The sequence below is a fragment of the Arthrobacter stackebrandtii genome, assembly GCF_017876675.1.
Lineage (GTDB): Bacteria > Actinomycetota > Actinomycetes > Actinomycetales > Micrococcaceae > Specibacter > Specibacter stackebrandtii.
The window spans coordinates 884,187-901,540 of sequence record NZ_JAGIOI010000001.1 but is presented as its reverse complement, the minus strand read 5'-3'; the positions used below and the strand labels follow the sequence as shown (position 1 = coordinate 901,540).

The window sequence follows — 17,354 nt, the reverse complement described above, 5'->3', positions numbered from 1 at the left end:
TCGCCTTCGGAGGTCATTGCTGCGAGGGCGTCAGGTGGTTGGGAGGCTGGCACGGCCGGTTCGATTGGAGGCCTGCGCGCCACCGTCACGCTGCCCCTCAGCTGACCGGTTCGGGCGTCTCAGCCCTGGCCGTGCGCCCATTCCGACCAGCCGGCGTAGCTGCCCTCAAGCTCCACCACGTCGAAGCCCGCGCGCCGCAGGGCCGAGGCCGCCACGGAATTCCGCACCCCCGACTGGCAGTAGCTGACAATCTCACCCTCCCGCGGCAGCGCGGCCGTCTCCCAAAGCACCCGCCCGGCACTGATCCGCCCGGCACCCGGGAGGTGTCCGGCGTCGTACTCGGTGGCATTGCGGACATCCAGCAGCAGCGCCGGGCCCGCCTTTTCCAGGTCCGACGGCGCAAGGGTGCGGGGGAGTGCGGCGGGCAGGCCGTCGAGGGAGGTGACGTAGCCGGCGACCGCATCGATGCCGACCCGGATGAGTGCGTCCCACATGCCCATGGCGGACTTTTGGTCCTCGGCGAGCAGCAGGAGCGGGCGGGGGTCGGCCTCCGGGTCCACTGCCCAGGCGCCGTAGCTGGCGAACTTGCCGCCGGCCGGAATGTTCAGCGCGCCGGCGGCCGTGCCAAGGTGGACGAGGGAGTGGTGGCGGGTGTCGACGATGCCGATTTCATCCGCGGCGAGCAGGGCGGCGGCATCTGCGGCGGCGGTTTCCCGCAGCGGTTCGCGGTCGCCGAGGATGGCCGGGCCCTGCCGGTTCTGGCGCTTCATGCGGGCGAAGTAGGCGTGCGCGTCCGGCTGGCCGTCCAGGAGGGCGTCGATGAAGCCCTGCTCGTCGCCGGCCTCGAGGAACGGCGCCCACCAGGCGAAACTGCGCTCGTAGCCCACGGTGGTGGACGGGACGGAGCCGAGGGCCTTGCCGCACGCGCTGCCGGAGCCGTGGCCCGGGTGGACCTGGATGTAGTCGGGGAGGGTGAGGAACTTTTCCTGCAGCGAGCGGAAGAGGTCCCTGGCGCCGGTGAACCGGGTGTCGGTTCCGCCGGCGGCCTCGTCGAGGAGGTCGGGGCGGCCCAGGTCCCCGGAGAACACGAAGTCGCCGGAGAGGAGGTAGCCGGGCTCGTCGCTGAAGGCTCCGTCGGTGATGAGGAAGGAGAGGTGCTCCGGGGTGTGGCCGGGCGTGTGGAGGGCCTTGACGGTGATGTTGCCGAGCGTGATGGTGTTGCCGTCCGTGAGGCGGGCGCCGTCGAAACCGTACTGCCAGTCGGGGCCGCCTTCGCCGGAGACATGGATCTGCGCGCCCGTTGCCGCGGCGAGCTCCCTGGTGCCGGAGAGGTAGTCCGCGTGGATGTGGGTTTCCGTGACGGCGGTGATCCTCATGCCGTTGGCAGCGGCCAGGTCCAGGTACACCTGGATGTCCCGCCGGGGGTCCACCACAAGGGCTTCGCCGTTCGCCTGGCAGCCGATGAGGTAGCTGGCCTGGGCCAGGTCTTCGTCGTAGATGCGTTCAAGCAGCATGGGTTCTCCTGTGGGGTGCCGGACACGTGCGTTCCCACAATGCTAATACCCCAGGGGGTATAATTCAACTATTCGCACAAACCCCCGGGGGTATAGGCTGGTGGGCAAAGCCAGCCAATGAAGGGCATGCCATGCATCTCGAAGCAAACGACGTAAAACCAGCCATCAACCGGCTCAAGCGTGCGCAGGGGCAGCTTGCCGCAGTCGTCCGCATGCTGGAGGAGGGCGGGGACTGCAAGGCCGCCGTCACCCAGCTGGCCGCCGCCTCCAAGGCCGTTGACCGGGCGGGTTTCTCCATCATCGCCACCGGCCTGGAACTGTGCCTGGCCCAGGAGGACTCCGCCGCCGACCGCGCCGAGCTGGAAAAGCTCTTCATGTCGCTGGCGTAGCGTCCCGGGGCACCAGTGCCGGCAGCCGCCACACGCAAACCGGGCTGGCCTGGGCCGCGGCAATGCCAAGCAGCTCGACGGCGCCCGGTGCCTTCCAGCGGGAGGCACCGGGCACCGTCGTACTTTGCGCTGCGATGGCGTTTGTGAAAAACAGGCCATTGCTGCGAGTGCGTCCGGGGTGGGCGACTGTGGCGCGCAGCGGTGGTGGGGAGGGCGGCGGAACCGGCTAGGTGAAGAGGTGCTCCCCGATGAAGCCCCCCTCTTCACAGCCGGGCGGGATGGCAAATACCGCCGAGCCGATCGGCACCGTCCACTGGTTCAGCATGTCCAGCTCGTCCAGGCGCTGCTGGATGGGCGTGAACTGCCGCTCCACGTCCGCCTGGAACGAGGCAAAGATCAGCCCCGAGCCGGAGATCTCTCCCGCAGCCGGCGCGCCGTCGTAGTTGTACGCGCGGCGGAAAATGCGCTGGGCGGGATCCTCCGGCCGGGCGCGGCGCATGTGCGAAAAGTCCTCGATGACCGGGAACCCTACGGGGTTCAGCGCCTCAAAGTCCGGCTCGTCGAACTCGTCCGTTCCGGTCAACGGCGCGCCGTTGTCCATGCGCCGGCCCACGGAGGCGTCGCGGCCGGAGCGGTCCAGCTCGTCCCAGGTGTCCAGGTTCATCGCGATGCGCCGGATGACCAGCGACGTCCCGTTCTCCATCCATGCTGGATGGCTGCCGGCACCCCACACCACCTCCTCATGCCACCCGCTGGACGGAACGGGATTGGCCGTCCCGTCCACCTGGCCGAACAGGTTCCGCATGGTGGTGCCCGGCCGTTCGGTCCCATGGGCGCGGCGGAAGCCCTGTTGCACCCATTTCACCGTGGCAAAGCTGCGGGCATCCTTCAACAGCATGCGTTGGGCGTGCGCCACCGTGAGCGGGTCGTCGGAGCAGATCTGCAGCAGCAGGTCCCCGCCGCTGAACTCCGGGCGCAGCCGGTCGATGCCAAACGCCTGCAGCGGCTTGAGCCACGACGGCCGCTGCCCCGGGTTCACCAGCTCAACGAGCCCAGGCCCAAAACCGAACGTCACGGTCAGCCGCGCCGGGCTGGCGGCGAGCTCCGCCTCGGTGTCCGCCAGCGCGCCGCGGCCCTGGGTGAGCCGGGCGGCGTCGTCCGTCAGCAGCCGCAGCAGCGCCTTGACCCGCGCGCGCGGCAGGTCCGGGCGCAGCGTAAGCGCAACAAAGTTCCCGTGTGCCTGCGCGTCGGTGTCGATGCCGGCCTGCCGCGGCCCGAAGAAGGGGACGGTGCCGGTGCCGTGCGGCCGCCCTTCCTGCCCCGCTGCCGTGTCCGACGGCGTGCCACCGCCTTCCTCGGCCCGGCCCGGCAGCAGCGTTGCCGCACCTGCCAGGGCTCCCAGCCCGGCCGCCGCACTGCCAAAGATCAGGTGGCGCCGGGCGACTCCCCGCTTCCGCGGTTTGCTTGGGTCCTGCCCGTCCGGGGTGCTGGATGTGCCGGGTGCGCCGGACTGCGGCTGGCTGCCCAGGGGCCGTGGTGTTCCGGGCGTCACTTGTGGTCCGCGGGGGTGTCGGTTTCCGTCCCATGGTCCATGCCGCTGTGGTCCATGCCGCCGTGGTCCGTGTCTGCGCCTTCGATGTCGCCGTAGCTTTCGTTGGCGCCGGAGAAATCCTTGACCTGGGCGGTGAAGGCAAGTTCCTGGCCGTTGCCGAGCTCCAGTGTCAGGATGATGTCGTCGCCGGCCGCAACCGGCTTGACCACGTCCATCAGCATGATGTGCCCGGCCCCCGGCTCGAGGACCAGCTCGCCGTGGGCCGGCACGGTGAAGCCGCCCTGCTTTGCCTGCATCTTCATGGTGCCGTCGGCATCCATGACCGTTTCATGCAGCTCTGCGGTTTTTGACGCGGGGGAGCTGACGCCGGTGACGGTGATGTCCTGGCCGGTGGGGTTCTTGATGGTGCCAAAGGCGCTGGTCATGCCGGCGTCGATGGCTTTTGCCCAGGTTTCGCTGGCAACGAGCGTGGTGAGGGCGGCCGAGGTGCTGTCCGGGGCTGCATTGGAAGCCTGGCTGGCTGCCTGGCCCTCGTCGTAGGCGCCGCAGCCGGCCAGGGCCAGGGCGGTGGCGGCTGCGAGGGAAATGATGGTGGTGCGAATCTTGTGGTTCACGGTGTTGCTCCTAAGGATATGGTCCAGCTCCGCCCGCGCCGTGCTGTGCTGCGCGGCATGGGTGGGCCGGGAAAATTGATGTGGTGGTGCCATGGGCATGGCCGGACCGCGAACGCTGATGCGGCCGTGCCATGTTCGTGCCGTGGCTGTCCCGGGTGTTGCCTAGCTGGGGTTGCCGGCGGCTTCGCGCTTTTCCTTGGCGTTGCGGCGGCGGCTCTGGATCAGCACGTACGCCACGTACACGCCGACGCCGCCAAAGGCGCCGATGGCCGCCATGACCGCACCGAAGGGCCCCACCTTCTCGGACGACTTGGCTTCTGCGGAGCTGCCCGTGTCGGCGGCGCCGGTGGACGGTGCCGTTCCTGCCGCAGCAGAATCGGTGGCAGCCGCAGTCCCCTTGGGGGTTCCGGCTGCCGTCTCCGTCATGCCGCCGACGCCTGCCGGTGGGGTGGACGGTGCTGCGCCGGCTGCACCGGTTGCGGCAGAGTCACCCACCAGGAAGGTGTAGGCGCCGTTGATCGGGTGGCCGTCGCTGGAGACCACCCGCCAGCGCACGCTGTATTCGCCGTCGGGCATGGCTGTCTTGAGCCGCTGGGTCAGGACCTCGCCGTCCAGGGAGGGTTCGCCGTCGGCCCAGTCCTTTTCCTGGGAGTCCAGGACCAGGACGTCGGTGCCGAGCGACATGAGGGATCCGCTGAAGGTCAGGACGAGGCTCTCCGGCGCGTCGGCCAGGCGCTCGCCGGAGGTGGGCGAGGTGGCGATGATTTGGTCGTGGGCGGCGGCGCCGGGAGCGGTGGACAATGTCAGGCCCATGAACAGCAGGGCGGTTGCGAGGGCCGCGGCGAGGGTGCCGGGCCGCAGCAGGGATGGGTGAAAACGTTGTGAAGGCATGGTTGCTTCCCGCCCTGCCGATGTGCGCGCAGGGCTGGTTGAAATGAATGCGGTCGCCGGGCCTGTGGGTGCCGGCAGCGCGAATTTAAATCAGGGCGGGAAGGCGCGGCGGTCCGCGGTGGCGCATGGTCAGCAGCGGGGCGCCGAGGTTGGGCAGGGGCAGGATGGGAAGCCGGGCAGGCAGTGCCTTGGCCCGGAGTGGGAAGGTGGCCGTGACGGTGGGCGGGCGCAGCCGCACCAGCTGCATGCGCAGGGCCCGGATGAGCCGGACGGCCGTGACCTCGCCGTGGCGCAGCACCGCCACGGTGACCAGGGCGGCCAGGGCGTGGCTGAGCCACATCGCGGGGGAGTCGTGGTTCATGGCCATGGCGGCACCGCCGGTGGCCGCGCCGCCCGCAGCGGTGAGTGCGGCGGAGGCTGCCGGGCCCATGTCGTGTGCTGCGTGGGGGCCCTGCGGCAGTGCCGCGGACACGGTGGCCATGGCAGCACTGGCGCTGAACAGCCAGTGGAAGACTGACTGGCTCAGCGCCACGCCGGCGGCCATGCGCCAGAGGGAGAGGACGCGGCCGGCCAGCAAGGTGCAGACCAGGCCGGAGAGCGCGAGGGCGAGAATCAGGACGGCAGGGTCCGGGGCACCGCCGCCGGCCAGCATGTGGCTGAGCATCGACGCGAAGGTTGCAGTTGCGGCGCCGGTCCAGCCGCGGGCAAGGCGAACGCCGCCTGACGCCATGACTGCCCCCTCGGTGAATCCCCGGCACCGGTTTTGCCCGGCTCCAACAGATTCTTTCATCATTTCTACGGAGTGTCGAAGTCCGGGGTGGCGGCAGGGGCTGCGCCGGGCCCAAAATCAGTGCCAAAACCCCACTGGACAAATTTATTTGTCGGTGGGATGCTTGAAACATGTTGGACGTTGCAGTGATTGAAAGCGCCGGGGCGGCGGAGGCTGTCCTGGACCCCATCAGGGCCCGGCTGCTGGCCGAGCTGCGCGAGCCCGCCTCCGCGGCAACCGTCGCAGCACGGATCGGGCTCCCTCGCCAGAAGGTCAACTACCACCTGCGTATGCTGGAAAGCTTCGGGCTGGTGGAGCTGGTTGAGGAACGCCGGCGCGGCAATGTCACCGAGCGGGTCATGGGTGCCACGGCGCGTTCCTACGTCATCTCCCCGGCGGCACTGCCGGGTGTGGCGCCCGACCCCGCCTCGGAACGCAACCGGCTTTCGGCCCGCTGGATGCTGGCGCTCGCGGCCCGGCTCGTCAAGGACGTGGGCACGCTCATCACCGGCGCCGACCGGGCCAAGCAGCGCCTGGCCACCTTCGCCATGGACGGCGAGGTGACGTTTGCCAGCGCCGCCGACCGCGCAGCCTTCGTCGCGGAACTTGCGGCAGGAACAGCGAAGCTCGTCGAAAAGTACCACGACGGAACCGCCGCGGGCGGGCGCAGGCACAGGCTCGTCGTCGCACTTCATCCCAGCGTGAAGCCGGACGCGATCGCCGCTGCCGGCCCGTTGAACATCACCCAAACCGCCGGGACCACCGGCCAAACCGAGGAGCCATGATGGCCAAGGAATTCAAGATCGTGCACGAATCCGAGATCGAGGGCACGCCCCAGCAGGTGTTTGACGCGGCAACGCAGGGCACCTCCGGGTGGCTGTGGCCCATGGAAGGCGAGCTGGAACCGCGGTCCGGCGGGGCAGGGCCCATGGGCAGTGTCGTGACCGTGTGGGAGCCGCCGCTCCGCTACTCCAACCGGATGGACGGCGAGGGCGGATTCTTCAACCAGCTCGACTTCGACATTGCCGAACTCCCCGACGGCAAGTCGTGGCTGCGCTACGTCCACAGCGGCGTGATCTTCGAGGACTGGGACAACCAGTACGACGGCGCCGCCAAGCACACCGCCTTCTACCAGCACACGCTGGGACAGTACGTGAAGTTCTTCGCCGGGAAGCAGGCGGCATTCGCTGACGTGCAGGGGCCGGCCACGTCCTCCTCGCCAGAGGCGTTTGAGGCGGTCAAGGCGGCCCTGGGCATTCACGACGGCGGAGCCGGGGGACACGTCAGCGTCGCCATTGCGGGGCTCGGCACGGTGGACGCGGTGGTGGACTACCTGGACCCGAACTTCGTGGGCCTGCGCACCGAGGATGCCATGATCCGATTCTTCGGCCGCAACGCCTTCGGCTCCGTGGTGGGGATGACCATCCACCTGTTCGCCGACGGGGCCGATGCCGAAGCCGCCGGCGCCGCGTGGGGTGCCTGGCTGAACGGGCTGCACTCGTAGCTTCGGCGCCCGCCGGGGTGCCGCGGCCCGGTGCGGCGGGGCCGGCACGGAATCGCGTCCGCAGCCGTTTTCCTCCAGAATCCCGGGCCAACAGGGACACTGGACACTGCCACCCGGGACGGGCCCTGCACGAGGCTTGGTGAACTTGCACTTCCACCAGCCAAGCCAAGGAGACCCGACATGGACGCAGGCATCAGCACCGGGAAAGACACCACGGAGCCGACCAGCACACACGAAACCCCGGCCGCGCTTCCGCACCCCGCCCGACCGGGGCCACTCGAAACCGCCACCGGAGCCGCAGCCCGCCGGCCCATCCGCATCATGGGCAGGCGCAGCACAGCAGCTGCACTCGTGGCCGGAGCAGTGCTGAACGCCTCGGCCTCGTACATCAACACTGCATTTCTGCAGGGAGGCCCCACCGTCGAAGGCTACGTCAATGCCCTGTCGGAGCGCGGCGCGCTCGGTCTGTTCGGGGTCCTGCTGAACATTCTGGGCATCCCGATGATGCTGGCCGGGATCGTGGGCCTGCTGCAGCTGGGCAGCCCAAAGTCGCCCGTGGCCAGCCGGATTGCGCTCGCCGCCACGGTCGTGGGCATGGTGGCATTCCTGTGCATGAACGGGGCACTCGCAGCCCTGTACTCCATGGGTACGGGCGGGCACGCGGAGGTGGTGGCCCAACAGCTGACAGGCACAAGCGCGGGCATGCTGGCCATGCTGCTGCCGTTCCTGCTGGGAAATGCCGTCGGGATGGTGGGTGCCGCCGTTGCACTGTTCCGCTCAAAGGTCACCGCGCCGTGGATCCCGGCCACGTTGCTGATGTTTTTCGTTGCCGACTTCTTCCTTCCGGCCGTCCCGCTCTTCGACGCGCACCTGCTTTTCGTCGCCTTCGCCACGGGTGCCGCCCTGGCGGTGCTGCGGGCAGGCCGGCAGCCCTTCTCCGGATGAGGCCCCTGAACTAGGGTTGCCCCTAAGCCAGTTCGTGGACCAACGAAGGGTGCGGCAATGATTGCTACAGACCCGCAGCGAACCCGGCCGGTGCTGGGCACGGCAGTCCATGCGGCCGCCGTGCTCAGCGCCGCCGCCGTCGTACTGGCCTGCGCGCTGACCCTGGCCACGCCCGAGGCCGGCCGCGCACTGGATCCCGGCCCCACTCCCGTCGTGGGATTGCTGGCGGCCGGTGTCGGTGCACTGATTGTTGCCAGGGCGCCAAGGAACCTGGTCGCGTGGCTGCTGGTGGCCAGCGGCGTCTCCTCGGCGGCCTATTCGCTGGCGACAGCGGCCACCGCCCTTGGCCTGCTGGCCGACCCGCAGCCAGGCTGGCTGCCGTGGGCCGCCTGGGTGTCTTCATTCGCGTGGGTGCCGGGTGCCATGCTGGGCCTGGCATTGATGCCCCAGCTCTTTCCCTTCGGGTCCTTGCTGCCGGGGCGCTTCTGGCATGCCTGGTGGTGGGCCAGCCTCAGCGTTGCCGGCGCCTTGTTTCTTGCGCTCGCCATGTCCCCGGCGTCACCGCTTTTTCCTGCGATGCCCAATCCATTGCTGGCGGGGGCGGATGCGGCCGGACTGGCTGCCGCAGTTGAAGCAGCTGCGGCGCCCCTGGGGATGTTTCTGACCCTGCTTTTTGCGGCCCTTTCCGTTGGCTCGGTGGTGAACCTGGTGCTGCGGTTTCGCCTGTCCGGGGCCCAGGAACGGCGGCAGACGTCCCTGGTGCTGGCGGCATGGCTGGTGCTGATTGGGGCCAGCGCACTGGCTGTTCCGTGGCTGGGCGCCGCCGCGGCCGCCGTGTACCTGGGGGCACTGCTGTTCTCCGTGGCCCGATTCCAGCTCTATGAAATCGACCGGCTCATCTCTCGCAGCGCGGCGGGCCTGATCGTCTTGGTCGTGCTTGGGGCTGTCTACGCGTTGAGCGCGTCGGGGGCCGGAGTGCTGCTGCAAGGCCTCGGCGGCCGTTGGATTGGCGGATCCTGGTGGGCTGGTTTTGCCGCGGCCGCCGTCGTGTTGGTGCTGCTGGACCCGGTTCGGCGGGTGGCGGTGCGGTGGGTCAACAAGGCATTTGCCCGGGGGCGCCCCGAAGCGGGCGTGCTGGCCGGCACATTGTCGACGATCGCCGCGGGAGCACACACCCCCGGTGCGGCGCTGGAGGATGCCCAGGGATTCCTGCGCACGGTGCTGCACATGCCAGGGCTGGAGATCGTGGCTGCACCGGCCGCGGCTGCGCGGATCCCGGCGGAAACTGTGCCCGGGGCTGGCCCCGCCGAGGAAACGGCTGCCCGGACCGCCTTGCCGCTGCACTGGAACGGGCAAGTGGCGGGAGCCGTCATTGCCACGCCGCGGAAGGGCGAATCGCACGTCCACCCGGCGGACCTGCGCCTGCTCGCCTCGTTGGAGCCGACGCTGTCACTCATGGTCCACGACCTCATGCTGACCCGGGACCTGGAGTCCTCGCGGCGCACGGTGCTCAGCGCACGGGAGGAGGAACGCAGGCGGATCCGCCAGGATCTCCACGACGGGCTGGGGCCGCTGCTCTCGGGAACTGCCATGACCCTGCAGGCGGCAGCCGCAAAACCGCCCGGTTCACCCGCAGTGCAGGGCATGTTGGCCGAAGCGCGGGAGGACCTCGCCCAGGCCGTGGCCGACATCCGCATCCTGGTGGACGGCCTGCGCCCGCCCATCCTCGACGACCTCGGCCTCATCGCGGCGGTCCAGGCCATCCTGCCCGAATCAGCCCTCGCCGTGACCGTCACCTCGGAGGGAAATTGCCGCAACCTGCCGGCCGCCGTCGAAGTCGCCGCCCTGCGGATCGTGGCGGAGGCCCTTGTAAACGCCGCCCGCCACGCCGGCGCCGGCTCGGCACACGTGGATCTTCGCCGCACCCGGGCCAGGCTGCACCTGAGCGTGGCTGACGACGGCAGGTGGGTGCCGCCGTCGTCCGCCAGGCAGGGCGTGGGCTTGGAATCCATGCACCGGCGCGCGCAGGAACTCGGCGGCCGGGCCAGCATCAGCGGCGGTGGCGCAGGCACCTGCGTGCAGGCGTGGCTGCCGCTGGGGGAGGGGGCATGAGCGCCGTGACAGTGGTGATTGTGGATGACCACCCGATATTCCGGCGGGGGCTGGCCCAGTTGCTGGAGTCGGCCGGGATGGTGGTGCTGGCACAGGCGGGCGACGGGCTGGGCGGCATTGCGGCGGTGGTGGAGCACCGGCCCGACGTGGTGCTCATGGACCTGCACCTGCCGGACATCAACGGTGCCGAGGCAACGCGCCGGTTGGTGCGGGATGTGCCGGGCGTGCAGATCTGCATCCTGACCATGTTCGACGACGATGATTCCGTTTTCGCTTCCATGCGCGCCGGGGCGTTGGGCTACCTGTTGAAGGGGGCCGATGTTGAGGGAATTGAGCGGGCGGTGCGCGCCGTGGCGGCTGGCGAGGCGTTGTATTCGGCGGCGGTGGCGCGGCGGATGCAGTCATTTTTTGTGGCGGCCGGAACCGGTGCCGTGGCGGCGCTTCCGTTCCCGGAGCTGACGCCGCGGGAGCGGGAGGTGCTGGATCATGTGGCCCGCGGGGCCTCGAACGCCGACATCGCGGCGGCCCTGGAACTGCAGCAAAAGACCGTGCGCAACGTGGTTTCCGCCGTGCTGGCCAAACTGCGCGTGGCAGACCGCAGCCACGCGATCGTGCGGGCGCGCGATGCCGGACTGGGAGCCGGCAATTGACGGCCCGGTCCGGCGGGCCTGCGGAACCCCGGCCGCGGCGCGGCGGCGGGGGTGGTTGCGTGCAGCGCCCGCGTGTGTGAGCGTGGACGTAGACGGCCCACACCCATGGCCGCACGCACATTGATAAAGCAAAGGGGCTTTAGTCATGACAACGCAGACACCCGCATCCCAGGCCCATGCTGTAACAGACCATCCCATGTGGATCGGCGGAGAACCCGTTGAATCCCTCGGCGGCCAGTGGCACGACGTCCACAACCCGGCCCGGCGCGAATCCGTGATCGCCCGCGTCCCCGCAGGCACCGTTGAAGACGTGGACCGCGCCGTCGCTGCCGCCCGCGCAGCCTTCCCGGCCTGGCGGGCGCAGCACTTCACGGCCCGCGCCCTCGCCCTGAATGCGATCGCCGACGAACTAGAATCCCGCATCGAGGAGTTCGCCCACCTCACGGCGCTCGACACCGGAAATGCCCTGCGCACCCAGGCCCGCCCCGAGGCCACCAGCCTCGTGGCCATGTTCCGCTACTTTGCCGGCGCCGCCGCGGAGGTCAAGGGTGTCACCCTGCCCGCCGGTGACAACCAGTTGCAATATACGAGGCTCGAGCCCCTCGGGGTCGTGGCCGCGATCCTGCCCTGGAACTCCCCTCTCCTCGTCGCCGCCTTCAAGGTCCCTGCGGCGCTCGCAGCCGGCAACACGGTGCTGCTCAAGGCCGCCGAGGACGCGCCCCTGACCATCCTGCTGCTGGCGCAGGTCTGCAACAACCACCTCCCCGCCGGCGTGGTCAACGCGCTCACAGGCAGCGGCTCGGTCATCGGCGAGGCCATGGCCCTGCACCCCGGCGTGGACAAGGTTTCCTTCACCGGCTCCACCGAGGTCGGCCGCCGCGTTGGCGGGCACGCGGGCGAGCGGCTCGCGCACGTGTCGCTGGAGCTTGGCGGCAAGAACCCCTCCGTCGTGTTCCCGGATGCGCTCTCCTCCCACTCGCCGTCGCTCACGGCCGCGGATGACGACGAGCTTTACCAGGGCCTGCTCCTCGCCTCCCGCTTCACCCGCCAGGGCCAAAGCTGCACGGCAGGCTCCCGCCTCTACGTGCATGAGGACATCTTCGAGGAGCTGGTGGGCACCTTGAGTGCCAGGCTGGATGCGCTGGTGGTCGGCGACCCCCTCGACGAGGCCACGGACATGGGTGCCATCATCAACGCCAAGCAGCACACCGCCATCAACGGCTTCCTCGAGGAGGGCCGCAGCACTGCCGGGATGAAGGCCGTCATCGGCGGCAACGCACCGCAGGAGGGCCCGCTGACCGAGGGCTACTACCACCTGCCCACCCTGTTCACCGGTGCCCGCAACGATTTCCGGATCGCCCGCGAGGAAATCTTCGGGCCCGTCCTCGTGGCCATTCCCTGGCGCGACGTGGATGAGGTGGTGGCCATGGCCAACGACACCAACTACGGCCTGGCCGCCTACGTCTGGAGCCACAACCTCGACGACGCACTCAACACCGCGCACCGGATCGATGCCGGCTGGGTGCAGGTCAACCAGGGTGGCGGGCAGGTGCCGGGCCAGTCATACGGCGGCTACAAGCAGAGCGGCCTGGGCCGGGAAGTCTCCGTGGAGGGCATGCTGGCAGGGTTCACCCAGACCAAGCAGATCAACGTGAAGCTGCGGGGCACCCGTGCCTGAGACCGTGAACGAAGCGGCAGCGTCCGCCCTGCCGCTGGCCGGCATCAAGGTCATGGACCTCTCCCGCGCGCTCGCCGGACCCTATGCCGCCTCGCTGCTCTCCGACATGGGCGCCACCGTGACCAAGGTGGAGTCCATCAAGAGCGGGGACTCCTCCCGCAGCTGGGCACCGTTCGACGGCGAGCACTCCCTCTACTTCGACTCCGCCAACCGCGGCAAGGCCTCCATCGCCGTGGACTTCTACACCCCGGAGGGCAAGAAGATCCTATGGGACCTGGCCGTGGCCAGCGACGTCCTGATCGAAAACTTCCGCCCGGGCATCCTGCCATCCACCGGACTCGACCCGGAGAAGCTGCGCCAGGCCAACCCGGGCCTCATCATCGCCTCCGTCACGGGCTTCGGCCCCACGGGACCGCTGAGCCAGGCCGCCGGCCTCGACCAGGTGGCACAGGGCATGAGCGGCCTCATGTCCGTCACCGGCCTGGACGCTGAGCACATGTACCGGGTGGGCGTGCCCATCGTGGACCTCGTGACCGGCATCTACACGGCCTTCGGCATCGCCACGTCCCTGGCCGGACGCGAACGCGGCGCCCGGGCCGGGGGAGACTCAGCCGGGGACCAGCCCAAGGGGGCCGGGGCTGGGAGTGCAGTTTCGGCGTCGTTGTTGGAAACAGGGCTCTCCCTCTCAGCGTTCCAGGGCCAGCAATACCTGAGCACGGGGGAAGTGCCGGTGCCGCAGGGGAACAGCCACCCGGTGCTGTCGCCGTACGGGGTGTTCAAGAGCGCCGACATCCCGCTGATCATTGCCGTGGGCAGTGAGAAGCAGTGGGTGCAGCTCTGCGGGCTGCTGGGTGCGCCGGAACTCGCCGGGCATGCGGACTACGCCACGAGCCGGCTGCGGACGGTGCACCGCGCGGCGCTGCAGGAGCGGATTGACGGGCTGCTGGCGCGCCAGACCGCCGCCACATGGCTGGCCGAGCTGCGTGCCGCGGGCATTCCCGCCGGGCCCATCTACAACTACGCGCAGGCGTTCGCGGACCCGCAGGTGCAGCATTTGGGCATGGTGCAGCAGGTTCGGCGGGCCGACGGATCCGCCCTGCCGCTGCTGCGCGGACCGGTTTCCGTGGGCGGGCGCGCGCCGGCCGTGGCGAAGGCGCCGCCGGCACTGGGGCAGGACACGCTGGAGGTGCTGGAGGGGCTGGGGCTGTCGGCGGCGCAGATCGCCGGGCTGCTGGCCGCCGGTGTCGTGTACGACGGCGCACCCTCCTCCGCCGCGGCCGGCGGGGTGCGCGGTGGCTGAGGCGGGGACGCTGCGAGTGGAGCGGCGCGGGCCGGTGGGGGTGCTGGTGATCGACAACCCTGCCAAGCGCAATGCCGTCACCTCCGCCATGTGGCGGCAGTTCCCGCCCCTGCTGGCGGGACTCGACGCCGACGATTCCGTCAAGGTTGTGGTGGTGCGCGGGGTCGGCGGGCATTTCTCCGCCGGCGCCGACATCGCCTCCGTGCAGGAGATCCTGCACAACCCCGCAACCGGGCAGCGCGACGGGGGAGAGGTGTCCGCCGCCGAGAACGCCCTGGCCGGATTCCGCAAGCCCGTGGTGGCCGCGATCGACGGCTACTGCGTGGGCGGTGGCTGGCAGATCGCCGGCGCCTGCGACATCCGCCTCGCCTCCGAACGCGCGGTCTACGGGATTACGCCGGGGAAGATCGGAATTGTCTACCCGCTGTCCGGCATCAAGCGGCTCGTGGAGCTCGCCGGGCCCGGTGCCGCGAAATACCTGTTGCTCAGCGGCGACCTCGTCGGTGCGGCCGAGGCACTGCGCCTGGGCCTGGCGACAAAGGTGCTTCCGGTGGATGCGTTTTGGGACGAGGTGCACTCCTTTGCCGTGCACCTTGCCGGGCGCTCGCAGTTCTCCGCGCAGGGGCACAAGTCGCTGGTCAACGCGCTCTCCTCGGGGGAGTCCGATGCCGCCGTGGCGGAACTTAGTGCGTACTGGCAGGGGCAGATGGCGCTCAGCGGCGACGCCGCCATCGGGGTCGCGGCGTTCCTGGCCAAGGAGGCGCCGGAGTTCACCTGGCTGCGCCCCTTCGCCGCCGAGTAGCTCCCCGCCCCACACTCCCGACGCCGCATCAGATAAGCGCCCATTTTCCCGGGCGCGGCATCACACAATCCGTGGCGCGAAGAGTTTTGCACCGGCCCGCCCAACACGCCTGGCCAGGGGTTCTGTCGGGGCCCTTCGTGTGAGCTAAAACATGCGCTCATGCAAACTTTGCACTTGTGCAATGTTTGCATGAGCGCATAAACTGTAGTCATGCAAAAATCAACCCCCGTGCCGCTGCGTGAGCGGAACCGCCTGGACACCTGGGCGTTGATTCACGACAAGGCGTCTGGAATGGCCCTCAGCGACGGCCTGGCCAAGACCACCGTCGAGGCCATTGCGGACGCTGCCGGCATTTCCAAGCGGACGTTCTTCAACTACTTCGCCACGAAGGAAGACGCCATCATGGGCACGCAGCCGCCCACGCTGTCCGATGAGGCGGTCGCCGCTTTCCATGCAGACGGTGAGGGCGACCTCTTCGGGCGAACCGTCCGCCTCATGGTCACGGTGATCCGCTCGATGTTCCCGGAGGCGTCCCACCAGGCGCGGCGCAAGGAACTCAAGTGCAAGTATCCGGAGCTCAGCCGCACCATGTTCGCGCACGTCTCCGCCTCCGAGCAGCTGGTCGAATCCATCCTGCTGGACCGCTACGAGGAGTCCGACCCTGAATTTGCCAACGCCGGGCTGCCCAGCGGACGGGATGGGGCCAAGGCCCTTCTGATGCTGGCCGGAACCGCCATGCGGTTCGCGTTCAGCCGCGACGCCAGCGCCGTTTCCTCCGGGGACACCAAGGCCGTGGATGAGTCAATTGAATTTTTTAGAGAGGCAATCAAAGCAACCCTATGAGCACCCAAACCAAAGTTGAGACCCCGGCCGATCCCGGGGAAAAGCGAAAAATAGTCCTTCTGTTCTCCGGCCTCATGGTCACCATGCTGCTCGCCTCCCTGAACCAGACCGTCCTCTCCAGTGCGCTGCCCACCATGGTGGGCGAGCTCAACGGCGTCGAGCACATGGCCTGGGCCATTACGGCCTTCATCCTGGCATCCACCATCATGATGCCGGTCTACGGCAAGCTGGGCGACCTCCTGGGCCGCAAGCCCATGCTGCTGTTCGCCATCTCCATCTTCACGGTGGGCTCGGTCATCGGCGCACTGGCGCCCGACATGACCACGCTGATTGTTGCCCGCGTGGTGCAGGGCCTTGGCGGCGGCGGTCTGATGATCCTCTCCCAGGCCACCATTGCCGACGTCGTTCCCGCCCGTGAACGCGGCAAGTACATGGGCATCATGGGTGGCGTGTTCGCCTTCTCCTCCGTGGCCGGACCGCTCATCGGCGGCGGGCTGACCGAGGGGCCGGGCTGGCGCTGGACGTTCTGGATGAACGTGCCGCTGGCCGTGCTCGCCATCCTCGCCACGATTTTCCTGCTGCATGTGCCCAAGATTGTCCACGCCACGCGCCCCAAGATCGACTACCTTGGCATGATGCTGATCGCCATCGCCACCACCGCGCTGGTCCTGGTGGGCACCTGGGGCGGTTCGCAGTACGACTGGAACTCGCCTGAAATCCTGGGCCTGGCCGCCATCGCCATCATCACCGGCGTGCTGTTTGTCTTGGTGGAGCTCCGCGCCGCAGAACCGGTCCTGCCGATGATGCTGTTCAAGAACCGCAACTTCAACCTGACCACCGTCGCCGGCCTGCTGACAGGCATCGCCATGTTCGGCGCCATCGGCTACATGCCCACGTACATGCAGATGGCCACGGGCTATTCCGCCACGGAAGCCGGCCTGCTCATGATCCCCATGATGGCGTGCATGCTCGTGGTCTCCGTCATTGTTGGCCGCCGCGTCTCCACCACGGGCCGCTACAAGCTCGCCCCCATTGTCGGATCGGCGATCCTCGCCGTGGGGCTGCTCCTCATGGCCACGCTGAAGGCCGACACCCCCGTCTTCATGATCTGCGTCTACCTCGGCATCATGGGCATCGGCCTCGGCGCGAGCATGCAGATCCTCACGCTCGTCGCACAGAACTCGTTCCCGCTGAAGTTCGTCGGCACGGCCACCGCCGGCCAGAACTACTTCCGCCAGGTCGGTGCCACCCTCGGTTCCGCCGTCGTTGGTGCCATGTTTGCCACCCGCCTGACGGAGCTCATTACGGAAAAGATGCCCGCGGGCGGCTCCGGCCACATGGCCAACTCCTTCACCCCGGCCCTGGTCAACGGCCTGCCCGAGCCCGTCAAGAAGATCGTGATCGAGTCCTACAACGAGGCACTTATCCCGCTCTTCCTGCTCATGGTTCCGCTGGCCGTGGTCGCCGCGATCATCCTCTGCTTCGTCAAGGAGGTTCCGCTCGCCACCAAGATCGACCGCGAGGCCCCCGTTGACATCACCGAGATGGCCGAGTTTGAGGCCGATGTCACCAATGCCGCACCGGTTGCCGTCTCGGCACTGAAGTACGACGGCGACACCTCCTCCGAGCCGGACGCGCCGGCCACGGCGCCGCGCAGCTAGGCAACGCCCCTTGGTGGGGGCAGGGCCCGTGGGGACGGTCCGGGCGGGTCTGTTGCCTGCCCGGACCGGCGCAATAAACATCCTTGGCAGCCCTCAGCCGCGATCAGTTCTTGTACTTTTGGCTAATTCC

16 protein-coding genes are annotated in these 17,354 nt (G+C 68.9%); 11 read left to right on the top strand and 5 right to left on the bottom strand.

Going from position 1 to position 17,354, the window contains the following annotated elements; all coding sequences use genetic code 11:
- Positions 1 to 119 precede the first annotated feature (119 nt).
- The gene (locus tag JOF48_RS03750; protein ID WP_209677431.1) at positions 120 to 1,514 is read right to left on the bottom strand and encodes an MBL fold metallo-hydrolase; all 1,395 of its coding nucleotides are present in this window, start codon (positions 1,512 to 1,514) and stop codon (positions 120 to 122) included.
- 131 nt (positions 1,515 to 1,645) lie between these two features.
- On the opposite strand from JOF48_RS03750, the gene JOF48_RS03745 reads away from it, so the two are divergent.
- Entirely contained in the window at positions 1,646 to 1,903 is a 258-nt protein-coding gene (locus tag JOF48_RS03745; protein WP_209677429.1) for a metal-sensitive transcriptional regulator, read from the top strand.
- Positions 1,904 to 2,129: 226 nt separating this feature from the next.
- Here JOF48_RS03745 and JOF48_RS03740 read toward each other — a convergent pair whose 3' ends face one another.
- From JOF48_RS03740 to JOF48_RS03725, 4 genes are all read right to left on the bottom strand, one after another.
- Positions 2,130 to 3,455, bottom strand: a complete 1,326-nt coding sequence (locus JOF48_RS03740) for a Dyp-type peroxidase (protein WP_425353702.1) — start codon at positions 3,453 to 3,455, stop codon at positions 2,130 to 2,132.
- Positions 3,452 to 4,069, bottom strand: coding sequence for a copper chaperone PCu(A)C (locus tag JOF48_RS03735; protein WP_342591145.1), 618 nt, complete (start codon positions 4,067 to 4,069; stop codon positions 3,452 to 3,454). The genes JOF48_RS03740 and JOF48_RS03735 overlap by 4 nt, the downstream gene beginning before the upstream one ends.
- A 162-nt stretch (positions 4,070 to 4,231) precedes the next feature.
- Positions 4,232 to 4,960 carry a copper resistance CopC family protein gene (locus tag JOF48_RS03730; RefSeq protein WP_209677425.1) on the bottom strand — a complete coding sequence of 243 codons (729 nt, stop codon included), beginning with the start codon at positions 4,958 to 4,960 and terminating at the stop codon, positions 4,232 to 4,234.
- 85 nt (positions 4,961 to 5,045) lie between these two features.
- A complete protein-coding gene (locus tag JOF48_RS03725) occupies positions 5,046 to 5,690 on the bottom strand; it encodes a hypothetical protein (protein ID WP_209677423.1) in 645 nt (214 codons plus the stop codon).
- A gap of 170 nt (positions 5,691 to 5,860) precedes the next feature.
- Between JOF48_RS03725 and JOF48_RS03720 the strand changes: the two genes are divergently transcribed.
- The 10 genes from JOF48_RS03720 to JOF48_RS03675 all read left to right on the top strand — a co-directional run bounded on the left by JOF48_RS03720 (position 5,861) and on the right by JOF48_RS03675 (position 17,224).
- A complete protein-coding gene (locus JOF48_RS03720; protein ID WP_209677421.1) occupies positions 5,861 to 6,514 on the top strand; it encodes an ArsR/SmtB family transcription factor in 654 nt (217 codons plus the stop codon).
- Complete coding sequence (locus JOF48_RS03715) at positions 6,511 to 7,233, top strand: SRPBCC family protein (RefSeq protein WP_209677419.1); 723 nt, start codon at positions 6,511 to 6,513, stop codon at positions 7,231 to 7,233. The genes JOF48_RS03720 and JOF48_RS03715 overlap by 4 nt, the downstream gene beginning before the upstream one ends.
- Positions 7,234 to 7,413: 180 nt before the next feature.
- Positions 7,414 to 8,178, top strand: a complete 765-nt coding sequence (locus JOF48_RS03710) for a hypothetical protein (protein WP_209677417.1) — start codon at positions 7,414 to 7,416, stop codon at positions 8,176 to 8,178.
- A 57-nt stretch (positions 8,179 to 8,235) separates the two neighbouring features.
- Positions 8,236 to 10,290, top strand: coding sequence for a sensor histidine kinase (locus JOF48_RS03705; RefSeq protein WP_209677415.1), 2,055 nt, complete (start codon positions 8,236 to 8,238; stop codon positions 10,288 to 10,290).
- On the top strand, positions 10,287 to 10,940 hold the full coding sequence (locus JOF48_RS03700; protein ID WP_209677413.1) for a response regulator transcription factor: 654 nt from the start codon (positions 10,287 to 10,289) through the stop codon (positions 10,938 to 10,940). The genes JOF48_RS03705 and JOF48_RS03700 overlap by 4 nt, the downstream gene beginning before the upstream one ends.
- 145 nt (positions 10,941 to 11,085) lie before the next feature.
- On the top strand, positions 11,086 to 12,618 hold the full coding sequence (locus tag JOF48_RS03695) for an aldehyde dehydrogenase family protein (RefSeq protein ID WP_209677412.1): 1,533 nt from the start codon (positions 11,086 to 11,088) through the stop codon (positions 12,616 to 12,618).
- Positions 12,611 to 13,918, top strand: coding sequence for a CaiB/BaiF CoA transferase family protein (locus JOF48_RS03690; RefSeq protein ID WP_342591144.1), 1,308 nt, complete (start codon positions 12,611 to 12,613; stop codon positions 13,916 to 13,918). The genes JOF48_RS03695 and JOF48_RS03690 overlap by 8 nt, the downstream gene beginning before the upstream one ends.
- The gene (locus JOF48_RS03685; protein ID WP_209677410.1) at positions 13,911 to 14,720 is read left to right on the top strand and encodes an enoyl-CoA hydratase/isomerase family protein; all 810 of its coding nucleotides are present in this window, start codon (positions 13,911 to 13,913) and stop codon (positions 14,718 to 14,720) included. The genes JOF48_RS03690 and JOF48_RS03685 overlap by 8 nt, the downstream gene beginning before the upstream one ends.
- A 210-nt stretch (positions 14,721 to 14,930) precedes the next feature.
- Entirely contained in the window at positions 14,931 to 15,563 is a 633-nt protein-coding gene (locus JOF48_RS03680) for a TetR/AcrR family transcriptional regulator (protein ID WP_209677407.1), read from the top strand.
- Positions 15,560 to 17,224: an MDR family MFS transporter gene (locus JOF48_RS03675; protein WP_209677405.1), complete on the top strand. Its 1,665-nt coding sequence runs from the start codon at positions 15,560 to 15,562 to the stop codon at positions 17,222 to 17,224. Before JOF48_RS03680 ends, JOF48_RS03675 begins: the two co-directional genes overlap by 4 nt.
- Positions 17,225 to 17,354: the final 130 nt, after the last annotated feature.